Genomic DNA, 14,689 nt, shown 5'->3' with positions numbered 1-14,689 from the left:
GCTTGCCCCCTAATCGTGAACAGCTTTGTCGCGCAGATCTTCGAAGCGGGCGTAGCTCTTGGTCAAATGGCTGCGCATGGCGCGCCGCGCCGCGTTGACGTCCCTGGCTTCGATGGCAGCCAGGATGACGCGATGCTCGCGCTGCATGCGGTCCAGATACTTCTCCCGCTCGGGAATGGTCATCCGGTCGAGCCGCGTCCACTGGCGCGGGATCATGGCGCTGCCGAACGTGTCGAACAGCCGGGTGAAATTCGGGTTTTGGGTCGCAGCCAGGATGGCGCGGTGAAAGCCGAAATCCTCTTCCGAACCCGACCCGCCGGCACGCACCGCCGCCTCCAGCGCATCGAGCCGCGAACTCATCTGCTCGAGCGCTGCGTCGCTGCGCCGCTCGGCGGCAAGGCCGGTCGCCTCGACCTCGATGCCCATGCGCAGTTCCAGCACACGCAGCACCTCGTCGATCGATTCGAGATCGTCCGGCAGGATGGAAAAGGTCCTTGGCAGCGGATCCTTGGCGACGAAAGCGCCGAGGCCCTGACGCGTGGTGATCAATCCCCGGGCGCGCAGTGCCGCCAGCGCCTCGCGCACGACGGTACGGCTGACACCGGTCGCGGCGACGATCTCCTGCTCGGTCGGCAGTCTCTGGCCCGGCGCCAGATCGCCGGATTCGATCTGCGCGATCAGCGTGTTGACGAGCCCGGTCCTGAGATTGGGCGCTTGCGGTATCGCATCGAAAAGCATGGGCTCCGCCATCGGGGGACTCCGGTCCGATTCTCCCGCAAGGATTGCATCGACAGGTGCCCACCGCAAGGTGACCAGAGGTCAGCCCGCCAGCGTAGATCATAGGAGGATTGCATGAAAGAACGCATTGGCTTCATCGGCCTGGGCAGCATGGGCGCCGGCATGGCCGACAATCTGCTGCGCAAGGGCTGGCCGCTGACCGTGTGCGTGCATCGCAGCCGCACCGCTGCCGATCGGTTGATAGCAGCCGGTGCCAGCGAGGTCGCAACCCCGCGCAAACTCGCCGCCGCCTCCGACATCGTCATCCTGTGCGTCACCGGTTCGCGCGAGGTTGAAATGCTGATCAAGGGGCCGGATGGCCTTGCCGTGGCCGGAACGCCGCTGCTGATCGTCGACTGCTCGACCTCCAACCCGTCGTCGACCACAGCCCTTGCGACCGACCTTGCCGAGCAGGGCGTCATGCTCATCGATGCGCCGCTGGCGCGCACGCCCAAGGAGGCGGCCGAGGGCAAGCTCGACGTCATGGTCGGCGGCCCGGCCGAGGCGGTCGCCCGCGCGCGCCCGGTACTTGAAGCGTTCGCGGCGCGAATCATCCACACTGGCCCGACCGGCAGCGGCCACACCATGAAGCTGCTCAACAATTTCGTCTCGATGGGCTATTCGGCGATCTACTCGGAGGCGCTGACACTGGGCGCCAAGGCCGGCCTGACGCCGCAGGTCTTCAACAGCGTCATTTCAGGCAGCCGCATGGATTGCGGTTTTTACCAGGCGTTCTTCGATTTCGTCCTGAACCGCAACGAAAACGCCCAGCGCTTCGCCATCGTCAACGCGCTGAAGGACATGACGTATCTTGCTTCATTCGCGCAGGCGGCGGGTGTTGCCAACCCGATTGGTGCTGCGGTGCGCAACGGCTTTGCCACCGCCGTCACCACCGGCCATGGCGAGAAATTCGTGCCGGCCTTGTCGGATATTGTGGCGGGGTTGAATGGGGTGTCGCTGGTGGAGCAGCCGGCGGAGTGACGGGCCGACTGTCGCAGCCAATGACAAGCGATCACCCCAGCACAGGCGGAGTGGGATCGTAGCCAATTGAAACTATCCCCGGATGCCGGTGGGCGATGGCGAGTATCTGGGTCTCAAGCTCGCAGTTATAGGCCATGAGCGCCTTCACGGTCTCAAGTGGGCTGTCGTAGCGCGCGATGAGCTTCATGGCTTCGGAATGGAGCTCGGCTTTGGCTTCGGCGTCAAAGTGCATCGTACCCATGGCGGTTCCTCCTAGCGTGTCGCGCGGCGAGGGGCGGTGAGTGCATCAAGTCGCTCCTGAAGATGCCCATTGAGCACGATCATTTCCTTGAGCGCCTTCATCACATCACCCTTGTGGACGGCGACGAAATCCTCGGCGTGAGCCTGGAGGGCGGCCTCCTGGCGACTGTTGAGTGTCACAATGCGGTCCATAGCAATTACTCCAAACGCTACAGGATCGCAGTGAACAAAAAGGGAACATAAATGTCAAGGGTGAATTGACTCGGAGAGGAACTCATTCCTATTTTCTAATATGCCGGAGCAGCCCAGAAAACCCCGCCGCCTTGTGCAGACCCTTTGCAAAGCACATGAGGTCGGTCAGTTGATCCGCGTCCGGTGCGTCAACTGCAACATCACCCGCCATTATCTGCCTGGCGACCTTGCCAAGCTTATCGGGGACATTCCGTTTTGGGATGTTGACCGGCATATGCGTTGCGAGCGGTGCAAACGTCGCGACCTTGATGTCGATATCCTGCTGCCAAGCGCATCGGAGGGCTTGAGGATACGGGTGAGGCGGCTTGTTGAAATCCGCATGGTGCGCCGTGTGATCTGGAGCGACGAAGAGTAGGCGCTAACAGCCCGGCATTTCAATCACTTGCCGCCGATTTGCTTAATGCTGCTTACGACGAAAAACGACCAAGATTGCAAGAAAGATGGCAATTGCAAGGCCCGGTGCTACGTCCGACATTACCCGAAGGCCAGCCATCTAGAACAACGAGCCTTGGCTTGGCAGGGGTGGTGCCTGCTCGGGAAACTTGATCTGCGTGGCCGGCTTCTCGACAATCACAAGGGCATCGTCAGGCGCCGTGCGCTGTAGCCGCTTCGCCTCAGACCATGGCGCTGTCAGCCACGTCTCGGTCTCCTCCTGCGTCCTCAGGATCACCGGCATGGCCTTCTCATGGATCGGCTTGATGAGCGCATTGGGAGCGGTCGTCATGAACCCGTAAAGCTCGAAATCGCCGGGGCCATCCCTGACCTTGCGCACCCCATGCCACGGGGTCCAGAGGCCAGCGAAGAAGAACAGCGGGCGGTCCTCATTGAGAGCGAACCAGTAGTTCCGCTGGATGCCTGTCTCAGGGTCCTTGTCACCGGGTGTCGGGCTCGGCTCGGCAAAGCTGGTCACCGGCACCACGCAACGGTTCTCGACGCCGACATATTGCTGCCAATGGCCATACTGGGGATTGCGTATGTTGGTCGTGCCGTAGTCCGCCTTGCCCTTCATCCGCTCAACGGGTGTCGGCATGCCCCACAGCAGGTTCGCCAATTCCCGCTGCCCGTCCAGCGCATTGCGCACCACCGGGCCGGGGCGGTTGGGATAGATGTCGATGGACGGCTCAAGGTTGCCCAGGATGTCCCGCAGAGTCCGGGTCCATTGGCGGACGGCCTCTTGTGACGTGGTGATGTTGTAGAGGTTGCACATGGTCACACTCTGCCGTGAGTGTGCTCCGCCGACCAGTCGAAAAATTCGGACGAAATAGCACCGAGGACGAAACCGCTACCGCGCAGCCTGCCCGCGCACAGCCTTCCGCAGCCGTGAATGCCGCACCGGAGAGGCTGCCTCTGGCACAGGAGCAGCCTCCGCAGCCGTCTCCCCATCGTGCAGCCCAACCCGCAGCGCCGCGCCCGCCAGATGGTCGCGCATCGCCGCTTGCGCGCCCTCGACATCGCCTGCCCGGATGGCGGTCAGGATGCGCTCGTGCTCGCCCAGCGTGATGCGCGCCATGTCGTCCGATTTCTGCTGGTTGCCGGCGGCCAGGATGCTGTCGCGGACGCGCTCGGAAACGAAGCCCAGGAACTGGCCCATGTAGCCGTTGCGGGTAGCCTCGGCGACGGCGCGGTGGAACTCGAGGTCGCTGCGTAGCCAGGCGACGCTGCCATAGGGTGCCGCGCGCATGCCGGCCAGCGCATCGTCCATCGCGGTGAGATCGGCCTCGGTGCGCCGCTTTGCGGCAAAGGCCGCCGCCTGCACCTCGAGGATGCCGCGCAGTTCGAACAGATTGCGGAACGAGTCGGCGCGCTGCAGCGCCTCATAGTCGATGGTCAGCACCGTCGGGTTGTTGCTCTCCACCACGAAGGCGCCGCGCCCCTGCTGCGACCAGATGCGGCCTTCCGAGCGCAGCCGCGCGATCGCCTCGCGCACCACGTTGCGGCTGACGCCGAACGTGGTCGCCAGCGCCTGCTCGGTCGGCAGCTGGTCGCCGGGCTTGAGGCGCCCTTGCGCGATCTCGCGCGAGATGGAACTCGCCACCAGGGTGGAGAGATGCGGACCGCGATTGACCTTGTCGAGTTTCAGCGTCATCGCTCACCTATAGACCATGATCGGCCCTGGTTGCCAGAATGCGGCCATTGCTCAGAAGATGACGCGGATCGAAGGCTTCCTTGATGCCTGCCGCCAGATCGAGCGTCACCGGATCGATCCGTTCGAGGAACGCCTTCTGCTTGACCCGGCCGATGCCGTGCTCGGCGCTGATCGAGCCGCCATAGCGGTCGACGATGGCGAAGATCACCGCCTCCGCCTCCTCGAACAGATGCTCGACCGCGTCAGGTGCCATGCCTTCCGGCGGCACGACGTTGAGATGGATGTTGCCGTCGCCGACATGACCATAGGTGACGGCCAGCGCGTCGGGGCGCGCGCGCTGCAATTCGAAGAGCGCGTCGGTGACGAAATCGGCGAGCTTCGAGATCGGCACCGAGACGTCGGTGCGCAGATAGCGGCCGCCGCGGCCCTGGCGCTCGACCATGATCTCGCGATAGAGCCACAACCGCTCGGCCTGCGCCCGCGTCGAGGCCACGATGCCGTCCTCGACGAGATCCGTGACGCCGCCGAGAAAGCCCAGAAGCATGGCGGACAGGTCGATGAGCCCGCCGGAAGACACCTCGATCAGCACATAGGCCGGGTAGGCCTTATCAAGCGGATCGGGAAAGTCCGCGCCCTCGCGCATGGTGATCTCGATGCCGCCGCGCAGGATCAGTTCGAAGGCGGTGAGAAGGTCGCTGCAGTCGCGCCGCGCCCGCGCATAGAGCGCCATCGCGTCCTCGACCGAACGCAGGCCCACCAGCGCGGTCTCGATCTGCGTCGGCTTGGGAAAGAGTTTCAGCGCGGCGGCGGTGACGACGCCGAGCGTGCCTTCCGAGCCGATGAAGATCTGCTTGAGGTCGTAGCCGCGATTGTCCTTGCGCAGCACCTTCAGCCCGTTCCAGACGCGGCCGTCGGCCAGCACCACTTCGAGGCCAAGCACCAGGTCGCGCGTCATGCCGTAGCGCAGCACGTTGAAGCCGCCGGCATTGGTGGCGACATTGCCGCCGATCCGGCAGCTGCCTTGCGCGCCGAAGGTGATCGGCAGCAGGCAGTCGCTCTGCTCGGCGGCGCGCTTGGCATCTTCGAGGATGCAGCCGGCCTCGACCACCATGGCGAAATCGATCGGGCTGATCGAACGTATCCGGTTCATGCGCTCCAGCGAGATGACGATCTCGCCGCCATCGGCCGCGACGGCCGCACCGACGAGGCCGGTCAACCCGCCTTGCGGCACGACCGGGATACGCTGCGCATGGCAATACCGCATCAGCGCCGACATCTCCTCGACCGATGCCGGCCGCGCCACCGCCAACGGGCGGCCGAAATGGTCGCCCGACCAATCGCGGCTATAGCGCGCGAGGTCTTGCGTCGCGGTCAGCAATCCGCCATTCGGCAGCACGCCGGCAAGGGCAGATGTCAGCGATGCGGAGGTGGGCGGCACGACATTCATGAATTGACTCTGGACCCCAGGGGAAAACGACTGGACAACCACCGTTCTTGTCGTGTTATCATACAACCCTGATTTAGAACATCAAGCGAAGCCATATCCCCGCCACCCGTTTGATGTGGATGGTCAGACCAGCAAATCACCCGACACGGAGGACTTTCCCAATGAGCGACGCCCCGGGCTTTCGCTATATGCACACCATGATCAGGGTGCTCGACCTCGACAAGTCGATTGCCTTCTACACCGAGGTTCTCGGCATGACCTTGCTGCGCCGGGAGGACTATCCTGGCGGTAAGTTCACCAATGCCTTCGTCGGCTATGGGCCGGAGGACAAGGAAGCTGTCGTCGAGCTGACGCTGAACTGGGGCAGGGAAGAGCCCTATGAGATCGGCACCGGCTTCGGCCACCTGGCGCTCGGCGTCAACGACATCTACGCCGTCTGCGCCGAGTTGGAGAAGCGCGGCGCCAAGATTCCGCGCAAGCCAGGGCCAATGCAGCATGGCACCACCCACATCGCCTTCGTGGAAGATCCGGATGGCTACAAGATCGAGCTGATCGGTCTCGACACGATGTAGCGACCTGATCGGGCGGGGTCGCATCGAGCCTGTGATGCGACCCCGTCCTGTCCGCGCTTGCTTGGGAGGCGGTGCGGATAGAACTGTCACTTGATGACTGCGATCTTGCTGCGGTCGATGGTGATGGCGACGGCGGCGATGAGCACCGCGCCGAACACCATGTTTTCCAGGAAAATGTTGACGCCGACGAAGGTCATGCCGATGCGCACGATCGAGATGATCAGCGCTCCGACCGCCGTGCGGGCGACGCCGCCCAGCCCGCCGGTGATGGCGGTGCCGCCGACGATGACGGCGGCAATGGCCGGCAGCAGCAGCTGGTTGGCAAGGACCGGCGAGCCGCTCGACAGCCGCGCCGCCAATACGACGCCGGCGATGGCGGCCAGCATGCCCGAGGCGGCGAAGGCGATGATCTTGGTGCGGTCGACATTGATGCCCGCCGCCCAGGCGGCCGGCTCGCCGGCGCCCACCGCAATCGCCTGGCGGCCAAAGCGCGTGTAGCGCAGCGCGAGGAAACTGGCGATGCCGATGACGGCCGAAATCAGCACCACCACCGGCAGGCCGGCGACCGTGGCGTTGATCCAGGCGGTGTTTTCGCGGCCACCTTCCTCGATGGTGATGGCGCGCCCGTCGGACACCCACAGCGCGATGCCGGTAACCACGCCGCCGGTGGCGAGCGTCGCCACGAAGGACGGCACGCGCAGCTTGACATGAACGATGCCGCTCAACGCACCGAAGGCGAGGCCGGACATGATCGCCACTGGGAAGGCGGCGAGGCCGAGCGAGGGCAGCAATTGCGCCAGGACGACGCTGGCCAGCGAGGCGACCGCCTGGATCGACAGGTCGATGCCGCCGAGCAGGATGGCGAAGGTGACGCCGGTCGCCAGGATGAACAGCACGGCGGTGTTGGCAAACAGCAGCGCCACGGTCTCGCCGGTGAGAAAGCCGGGCGCGGCGATCTCGATGATCAAAAGCAAGGCGACAAGCAGGACCAGCGGAATGGCGCCTTGCGTCCACTTGCCTTCGAAAATTCGCCTGAGGGAGAAAGCTTCATTCATCGGCTCACACCATTGCCCGAAGAAGGTCGACCTGGTTCGGCTTGTTGCCCGGGCTGGCATCGAAGCGCGCGGTGATCTCGCCGTCGCGCATCACCAGCACCTGGTGCGACAGGCCGATGGTTTCCTCCAGCGTGTCGGAAATCAAAAGGATCGCCACGCCTTGCGCGGAGAGATCGCGGACCAGTTCGTAGACCTCCTCCTTGGCGCCGACGTCGAGGCCGCGCGTCGGGTGGTCGAGCACGAGGATGCGCGAGCCCGCCGTCATCCAGCGCGCCAGCACCACCTTCTGCTGGTTGCCGCCGCTGAGCTTGCGGCAGGCGGCATCGGGGCCGGGCGCCTTGATGCGCAGCCGCTTGATCCAGTCGGCGGCCAACCGCCGCTCCTTGCCATAGTCGATGGCGCCATGGCGCATGACGCTGGAGAGATCGGCCAGCGAAATGTTCTCGGCGATCGACAGGAACATCACCAGCCCCTCGAGCCGCCGCTCGCGTGGCACATAGCCGATACCCTTGCGCACGGCGGGCTCGGGCGAGCCGAAGCGCACCGTGTCGCCGGCGATTTTCATGTCGCCGGAATCGTGCTGAAGGAAGCCGCCGATGGTACGCGTCACTTCCTCGCGGCCGGAGCCGACGACCCCGGCGATGCCGACGATCTCGCCGGCCCTGATCTTGAGATCGACGCCATGGTAGGCGCCGTTCGCGCCAAGTCCCTTGGCCTCGACCATGACCGTCTCGCGCGGCGCCTGCTGGCGGGCCTCGCGGTAATATTCGGCCTGCAGGCCGCGCCCGACCATGATCTCGTGCAACTCCGGTGCGGTGACTTCGGCCGCGCGGTGTTCGGCCACCACCGCGCCGTCCTTCATCGTGTAGACGCGGTCGGAAATCGCAAGCACCTCGTCGAGACGATGCGAGACGAAGACGAAGCTCGCGCGGGACTTCAGCGACCGCACGCGCGCGAACAGCACTTCGATATCGGCGGCGTTGAGCACCGAGGTCGGCTCGTCGAGCAGGATGAGCAGCTGTCGCTCGACCACTTCCTCCAGCGTCAGCGCCTTGGCGAGCTCGACCATCTGGCGTGCGGCGAAGGTGAGCTCGGAGGTGCGCGCCGTGACGTCGATGTCGACGCCGATCTTGGCCAGCTGGCGGCGCGCCGCCGCGTTCATGGCGCGCCAGTTGACGATGCCGAAGCGGGTGAAGCGGTCCTCCTCGCCGAGATAGATGTTTTCGGCGACCGTCAGATTGAGCACCAGCGACTGTTCCTGGAACACCATGCCGATGCCATGCCGGGCCGCGTCGCGCGGACTGCGCATGCGAAGCTGCTCGCCGTCCAGCGTGAGGCTGCCGCCATCCGGCCGGTAGCTGCCGGCCAGCACGCGCATCAGCGTCGACTTGCCGGCGCCGTTCTCGCCGATCAGCCCGACCACCTCGTTCGGCCGGACCTCGATCGAGACGTCACGCAGGGCCTGCACGCCGGGAAAGTTCTTGATGATGTGGGACGCCTGCAGCATGGCGGTCACTTCACGATTCTGAGGCGCATGCGGTCGAGCGACAGCGCCACCGCGGCGATGATCATCAGGCCTTGCACGGTCTGCTGGATGTAGGGCGAGATGCCGAGCAGGATCATGCCGTTGGCAAGCACGGTGACGATCAGCACGCCGATCAGCGTGTTGACGACGCCGCCTTCGCCGCCGGTCAGCGCCGTGCCGCCGACGACGACGGCGGTGACCGCGGCAAACAGCCTGCCGTCGCCGATGACGGCGTGCGACTGACCGAGCTGTGCAGCGGCAAGCACGCCGGATATGCCGAAGAAGAAACCGGCCAGCGCGAACGCGGTGATGCGCACGCGCACCACGTTGACGCCGGAGAGCTTGGCGACATCCTCGTCGCCGCCGATCGCCAGTATGTGGCGGCCGAGCTTGGTGTGATACTGGATGACAGCGGCGAGCAGGAACGCGCCGGTGGCGACCCACACCGCCAGCGGCAGGCCGAGGAAACGATGCAGTGCCAGGTCGCGGATCGTGGCGTCGTTAAGCCGGATCGCCGAGCCGCCGAGCATATAGACCGACAGGCCAAGGCCGATGAACCACATGCCGAGCGTGGCCATGAAGGAGGGGATGCGCAGCATGGTCTGGACGAGGCCGCTGACAAAGCCCATGGCGGTACCGGCGATGACCGCGGCCAGCACCGCCCACCAACCATAGTCGTTGCCATTGCTGTCATTGGCGGCGAGCAGCACGACCACCATCGCCGACACCGACAGCGTGCCCTCGACGGAAAGGTCGATGCTGCCCATCAGGATGATGAAGGTCAGGCCCATCGCCAGCGTCAGCGGCACGGCGGCCGAATTGGCGAGACGCACCAGGTTGCGCAGCTCGATGAAATTGGGATTGGCAATGGCGATCAGCATGCACAGCACGATCAGCACCGCCAGCGGCGCCAGGCTGCGCCAGCGCCTGCCACCGAACACAGTGGCGATGCGGCCGGGGAGAAATGTCATAAGCGTCGTCCGCTCGATGTCCGAAACGGACTTCATGGGTTCTGTATGGATTGTCAAGAAACCGCTTCCCGTCTGCTGATGACAGTCGCCGATGCGGATGCAATGCACGACGACGGTAAGAGGAAGCGGGCCGCCAGGGAGAGCAGCCCGCTCCGGCGGTCAGGTCCGGATGGCTCCGGTCACCCGACCCCACAGGTCGTTCCAGTCGATCTCCGGCTTCGCATCCACATTGGTCTTGTAATATTCCTCGACATTGTCGTGCGAGATCAGCACCGCCTTGCCGTAGAATTCGCGGTGCTCCGGCGGCTCCTTGACCGGATCGAACTTGCCGATCTTGGCATTGTAGCCGATGGCGAGACCCATGCCGCCCTGCCAGAACGGATCCGAAGTGACGGTGCAGGCGAACTCGCCCGTGCGCACCGCGTCGACCGCCGTCTTGATACCGTCGACACCGACGATCGGCACCTTGCCGGCAAGGTTTTCTGCGCGCAGCGCTTCAAGTGCGCCGGAGCCCATGTCGTCATTGGCGGCCCAGATGCCCTTGATGTCGTCGCCGAAGCGGGTGAGCAGGTTGCCCATCAGGTCGAAGGCCTCGGTCGATTTCCAATTGGCGACCTGGAAGTCGAGCAGCTTGACGTCGGGATTGGCGGCGAGCGCTGCGTCCAGGCCCTTCTTGCGCTCGATCGCCGCCGTGGTCGAGATCAGGCCGCCGAGCGCCACGATGCCGCCCTTGCCGCCGATGGTCTTGAACAGGATCTCGGCGATCGTCTTGCCGCTTGCGATGCCGTCGAACTCGATGTGGGAAACATAGTTCGGGTTGAAGTCCTTCGGGTGCAGATCCGCCGGCTTGTTCCATTGCGTCACCACATAGGCGCCGGCCTTGGCGCAGGCCTCTACGATCGGGCGCGCATCAGGCGTGTCGTTGGGATCGGAATTGAGCACCATGTTGCCGCCGGTCTTGGCCAACATCGCCTTGATGTCGGCAATGCCCTTCTCGCTGTTGCCTTCCGAAACCAGTGTGACATGTTCGAGCCCTGCCCATTTGGCATAGGCCTCGGCCCCGGTCTTCCACACCGCGTGATAGGGGTTGGACAACGACCGGATCGATGTCACCAGCGTCGGCTTTTCCTGAGCGCGCAAAACCTTCGGCATGGCAAGCGCCGCCACGCCGGCGGTGGCTCCCATCATCAGCGTCCGGCGACTGACTGTGCCGGAAAGCGTAAAACTCGTCTTGTCCTTCATTATCCAAACCTCCCGATTGAAATCTGTTTCCCGCCCGGCGGCATGCGCGGGGAGCGCGGCCGGGCCTCCGATCAATGGATTGCCAAGCTCCTCCACTTGTACGACAACCCTTCAACACGATAACCATACCCTTTCTCTTGACGCAGCACAAGCGACTTGAGATCGTCGCACGCGGAGGGCAGGGCGCTGATTTTGCCTGCCAGGGAGTGAGAATGTCGGATTACATCATCGTCGGCGGCGGCTCGGCCGGCTGCATTCTGGCCGCCCGGCTGAGCGAGGATCCGGACGTGTCCGTCGTCCTGCTCGAGGCCGGACCGCCCGACACCGATCGCTACATCCATCTGCCGGTCGGCTTCTTCAAGATGACGGCAGGGCCGCTGATCTGGGGCTATGACACGGCACCCGGCAAGGCTATCGACGGCCGCACCATGGTCTATCCGCAGGCGCGTGTGCTCGGCGGCGGCTCCTCGATCAACGCCCAGGTGTTTACGCGTGGCTGCCCACAGGATTACGACGGCTGGGTCGCTGACGATGGCTGTACCGGCTGGAGCTACGCCGAAGTGCTGCCCTACTTCATCCGCTCGGAGGGCAATGACACATTCGCCGGTCCGCAGCACGGCACCAATGGCCCGCTCGGCGTTTCCAGCGGCGCCCCGCATCCGTTGACGCGGATCTTCGTCAAGGCGGCGCAGCAGGCGGGTCTTCCGTTCCGGGCCGACTTCAATGCTGGCCAACAGGAAGGCGCCGGCTTCTACCAGACGACGACACGTCAGGGGAAACGCAGCAGTACGGCGGTCGCTTATCTGAAGCCGGCGCTTGGCCGCAGGAATCTGGCGTTGCGCACCGACGCCACGGTCAGCCGCGTCGTTGTCGAGAACGGCCGCGCCATCGGCGTCGAGGTCATCGTCAATGGCCGCACCGAGCTGCTGCGCGCCGGACGCGAGGTGATCGTCACCGCCGGCGCCATTGGCTCGCCCAAACTTTTGATGCTGTCCGGCATCGGCCATGCCGCGCATCTCAGTGCGCATGGCATCAAAGTGATCCACGATCTGCCTGGCGTCGGGCAGAACCTGCATGATCACATGGATGTCGATGTCGTCGCCGAGCTCAACGGGCCGCATGGCATCGACCGCTACAAGAAGAAGCGCTGGCAGGCGATCGCCGGTCTCGAATACGCGCTGTTCGGCAAGGGGCCGGTGGCCTCCAACATCGTCGAGGCCGGCGGCTTCTGGTGGGGCGACCGCGCCGAGAAGACTCCGGATATCCAGTTCCATTTCCTGCCCGGTGCCGGCGTCGAGGAAGGCATCGGCTCGGTCCCCGGTGGCAATGGCTGCACGCTGAATTCCTACCATGTCCGCCCCCGCTCGCGCGGCAGCGTCACGCTGCGGTCAGCCGATCTGCGCGATGCGCCGATCATCGATCCCAATCCGTTTGCCGAACGCTATGATTTGGAGCGCGCCGTCGATGGCATCGAGATCAGCCGCGAGATCCTGTCACAGCCGGCCTTCGCCAAATACATCAGCCGGGAACATCTGCCGGGTGCGGCAATGAAGGGACGCGCGGCGCTCGAAGCCTTTGCCCGTGAGCATGGGCGCAGTGCCTACCACCCGGTCGGCTCGTGCCGGATGGGCAGCGATGCCGCGAGTGTGGTCGATCCCGAGCTTCGCCTGCGCGGACTGCAAGGTCTGCGTGTCTGCGACAGTTCGGTCATGCCAAGCATCGTGTCATCCAACACCAACGCCGCGGTCATCATGATCGCCGAAAAGGCGGCGGATCTGATCGCCGGGCGAAGCCCGCTGCCAGCGGTGACGGCCTAGTCGTCGTCAAACATCGAGCGCGGCGGGAAGTCGGTGCGGCTGTAGTCGACGACGATGAACTTGCCGCCCTGGTAGCGCTCGACCACCGGATTGTCCGTCACCTTGCCGCGCACGCGTTCGGCCTGGCTGTCTGAACTGTCCAGCGGTCTCCAGCCGATCTTGTCCCTGGCATCGTTTCGCCAGAAACCGCGGCTGTTGTTGGACTGCCCCCAGATGACGGAGCAACCGACCCGCTCTGCCTCGGCGCAACGCTCGACCAGGCGGACAAAATCGTCATGCGATATCCAGGTCGACAGGATCCTTTCGTCCGGAACTTCCGGCAGCACCGAGCCGATGCGGATCAGCACGCTTTCGACCGCATGCTTGTCAAAGTAGAGCCGCGCCAGCATCTCGCCATAGGCCTTCGACAGGCCGTAATAGCCGTCCGGGCGCAACAGGCAGTCCTGATCGAGAATCTCGGTCCGTTCGTAGAGCCCGACCGCATGCACGGAGGAAGGGAATACGACCCGCGCGTTCTGGATGCGCGCCGCCTCGTAGATGTGGAAGCTGCCGCGCAGATTGGGGCCGAGCACCGTTTCGAAGGATTGCTCGGTGGAGATACCGCCGAAATGCAGGATCAGCCCGCAGCCTTGGGCAATATCGTTCACAGCCTGCTGGTCCTCGAGATCGGCGACGGTGAAGCTCGCTCTGTCCGGCAGCGGGATCGGCAAGGGCACGACGTCGGTGAGCCGCAAGGTCCAGCCCAGCACTGCCAGTCTGGCTGAGAGCAGCCGTCCAATCGTGCCGGAGGCTCCGGTCAACAGCACCGGCCTTTCGGGGATCATCACGCCCTGTCCTTTCGCTGATACCGCAGGCATGTTCGTGCGGACCTGGCAAGGCGAATGGAGATCGCGCGCGGCCGACGTGGCATAAATCTCATCATATCACCGTACAAATTAGCGGTTGCCACCAACAATGGTTCGTTTATTGCTTGATGGCGATGAAACGTTCCTTTGGCCTTCCCCCGCAGATCAGCCGCACGGCGCAGGTTGCCGACTGGTTTGCGCGCGAAATACGCGCCGGCCATCTGACCAGTGGCGAGAGACTGCCGACCGAGCAGGAGCTGATCGCGCAGTTCGGCGTCAGTCGCACGGTGATCCGCGAGGCCATGGCTTCGCTGCGCACGGAAGGGCTGGTCGTCAGCCGCCAGGGATCGGGCGTGTTCGTCGCCGACCATGAGGCCAGCACCACGTTTCGCATCGTCTCCGACGAGCTTCACTCGCTGACGGAAGTTCAGAACGTGTTGCAGCTGCGGCTCGCCATCGAACTCGAGGCCGCCGGCATCGCTGCCGAGAAGCGCAGCGACGACGACCTTGCCCGCATGCGCGATTGCCTTGACGCCATCGATGCATCGATCGCCGCCGGCGAGAACGCCATCGAGCCGGACTTTGCCTTCCACCGGGCGATCGCCTCGGCAACCGGCAATCCCTATTTCGAACGCTTCATGCATTTTCTCGGACCCGTCATCATTCCGCGCCAGTCGATCCGTCCGCGGACTGAGACCCCGGAGCAGCGGAGGCTCTATCTCGAACAGGTGCAGATGGAGCACCGCCGCATCTACCAGGCCATCGAGCGGCAGAATGTCGAAGCCGCCCGCTTCACCTTGCGCGAGCATCTGGAAGCGGGCCGCGAGCGCTATGGCCGCATGGTCGATGGTCACGCCAGATCGTAGCAAGCTGTCAACT

The 14,689-nt window shown here is 64.4% G+C and carries 16 protein-coding genes; 5 read left to right on the top strand and 11 right to left on the bottom strand.

Annotated features, from left to right (window positions below; all coding sequences use genetic code 11):
- Positions 1–9 precede the first annotated feature (9 nt).
- Positions 10–750 carry a FadR/GntR family transcriptional regulator gene (locus tag ASD99_RS21660; protein WP_056584983.1) on the bottom strand — a complete coding sequence of 247 codons (741 nt, stop codon included), beginning with the start codon at positions 748–750 and terminating at the stop codon, positions 10–12.
- A gap of 102 nt (positions 751–852) precedes the next feature.
- On the opposite strand from ASD99_RS21660, the gene ASD99_RS21655 reads away from it, so the two are divergent.
- Positions 853–1,758, top strand: coding sequence for an NAD(P)-dependent oxidoreductase (locus tag ASD99_RS21655; RefSeq protein ID WP_056584985.1), 906 nt, complete (start codon positions 853–855; stop codon positions 1,756–1,758).
- A gap of 31 nt (positions 1,759–1,789) precedes the next feature.
- Here the strand turns inward: ASD99_RS21655 and ASD99_RS21650 are convergent, their stop codons facing one another.
- Both ASD99_RS21650 and ASD99_RS21645 read right to left on the bottom strand, forming a co-directional pair.
- The gene (locus ASD99_RS21650; protein WP_056584987.1) at positions 1,790–1,999 is read right to left on the bottom strand and encodes a hypothetical protein; all 210 of its coding nucleotides are present in this window, start codon (positions 1,997–1,999) and stop codon (positions 1,790–1,792) included.
- 11 nt (positions 2,000–2,010) lie between these two features.
- The gene (locus ASD99_RS21645) at positions 2,011–2,190 is read right to left on the bottom strand and encodes a hypothetical protein (protein WP_057144816.1); all 180 of its coding nucleotides are present in this window, start codon (positions 2,188–2,190) and stop codon (positions 2,011–2,013) included.
- A gap of 169 nt (positions 2,191–2,359) precedes the next feature.
- Between ASD99_RS21645 and ASD99_RS21640 the strand changes: the two genes are divergently transcribed.
- Positions 2,360–2,605: a hypothetical protein gene (locus ASD99_RS21640; protein WP_244497849.1), complete on the top strand. Its 246-nt coding sequence runs from the start codon at positions 2,360–2,362 to the stop codon at positions 2,603–2,605.
- 138 nt (positions 2,606–2,743) lie between these two features.
- Here ASD99_RS21640 and ASD99_RS21635 read toward each other — a convergent pair whose 3' ends face one another.
- The 3 genes from ASD99_RS21635 to ASD99_RS21625 form a co-directional block, all read right to left on the bottom strand.
- The gene (locus ASD99_RS21635) at positions 2,744–3,457 is read right to left on the bottom strand and encodes an SOS response-associated peptidase (RefSeq protein WP_056584993.1); all 714 of its coding nucleotides are present in this window, start codon (positions 3,455–3,457) and stop codon (positions 2,744–2,746) included.
- Between the two features lie 75 nt (positions 3,458–3,532).
- Positions 3,533–4,336: a FadR/GntR family transcriptional regulator gene (locus ASD99_RS21630; protein ID WP_057144815.1), complete on the bottom strand. Its 804-nt coding sequence runs from the start codon at positions 4,334–4,336 to the stop codon at positions 3,533–3,535.
- A 7-nt stretch (positions 4,337–4,343) separates the two neighbouring features.
- Positions 4,344–5,783 (bottom strand): FAD-binding oxidoreductase, encoded by a 1,440-nt coding sequence (locus ASD99_RS21625; protein ID WP_057144814.1) that lies wholly within the window; start codon positions 5,781–5,783, stop codon positions 4,344–4,346.
- Positions 5,784–5,944: 161 nt separating this feature from the next.
- Here ASD99_RS21625 and gloA point away from each other — a divergent pair, with 161 nt between their 5' ends.
- On the top strand, positions 5,945–6,355 hold the full coding sequence (gloA, locus tag ASD99_RS21620; RefSeq protein ID WP_056584998.1) for a lactoylglutathione lyase: 411 nt from the start codon (positions 5,945–5,947) through the stop codon (positions 6,353–6,355).
- Positions 6,356–6,441: 86 nt separating this feature from the next.
- On the opposite strand, the gene ASD99_RS21615 is transcribed toward gloA, so the two are convergent.
- The 4 genes from ASD99_RS21615 to ASD99_RS21600 form a co-directional block, all read right to left on the bottom strand.
- Entirely contained in the window at positions 6,442–7,410 is a 969-nt protein-coding gene (locus ASD99_RS21615) for an ABC transporter permease (protein ID WP_057144813.1), read from the bottom strand.
- A 4-nt stretch (positions 7,411–7,414) separates the two neighbouring features.
- On the bottom strand, positions 7,415–8,917 hold the full coding sequence (locus ASD99_RS21610) for a sugar ABC transporter ATP-binding protein (RefSeq protein WP_056585019.1): 1,503 nt from the start codon (positions 8,915–8,917) through the stop codon (positions 7,415–7,417).
- A 5-nt stretch (positions 8,918–8,922) separates the two neighbouring features.
- Positions 8,923–9,906, bottom strand: a complete 984-nt coding sequence (locus tag ASD99_RS21605; protein ID WP_056585146.1) for an ABC transporter permease — start codon at positions 9,904–9,906, stop codon at positions 8,923–8,925.
- Positions 9,907–10,065: 159 nt separating this feature from the next.
- Complete coding sequence (locus ASD99_RS21600; protein ID WP_057144812.1) at positions 10,066–11,148, bottom strand: sugar ABC transporter substrate-binding protein; 1,083 nt, start codon at positions 11,146–11,148, stop codon at positions 10,066–10,068.
- A 212-nt stretch (positions 11,149–11,360) separates the two neighbouring features.
- Between ASD99_RS21600 and ASD99_RS21595 the strand changes: the two genes are divergently transcribed.
- Entirely contained in the window at positions 11,361–12,965 is a 1,605-nt protein-coding gene (locus ASD99_RS21595; protein WP_057144811.1) for a GMC family oxidoreductase, read from the top strand.
- On the opposite strand, the gene ASD99_RS21590 is transcribed toward ASD99_RS21595, so the two are convergent.
- Positions 12,962–13,789 (bottom strand): NAD-dependent epimerase/dehydratase family protein, encoded by an 828-nt coding sequence (locus ASD99_RS21590; protein WP_244497847.1) that lies wholly within the window; start codon positions 13,787–13,789, stop codon positions 12,962–12,964. The genes ASD99_RS21595 and ASD99_RS21590 overlap by 4 nt on opposite strands.
- A 155-nt stretch (positions 13,790–13,944) precedes the next feature.
- Here ASD99_RS21590 and ASD99_RS21585 point away from each other — a divergent pair, with 155 nt between their 5' ends.
- Positions 13,945–14,676, top strand: a complete 732-nt coding sequence (locus ASD99_RS21585; protein WP_162252237.1) for a FadR/GntR family transcriptional regulator — start codon at positions 13,945–13,947, stop codon at positions 14,674–14,676.
- Positions 14,677–14,689: the final 13 nt, after the last annotated feature.

It is taken from the genome of Mesorhizobium sp. Root695 (genome assembly GCF_001428185.1).
Taxonomy (GTDB): domain Bacteria; phylum Pseudomonadota; class Alphaproteobacteria; order Rhizobiales; family Rhizobiaceae; genus Mesorhizobium.
The sequence above is the reverse complement of the archived record's forward strand: the minus strand, read 5'-3'. Positions and strand labels throughout refer to the sequence as shown.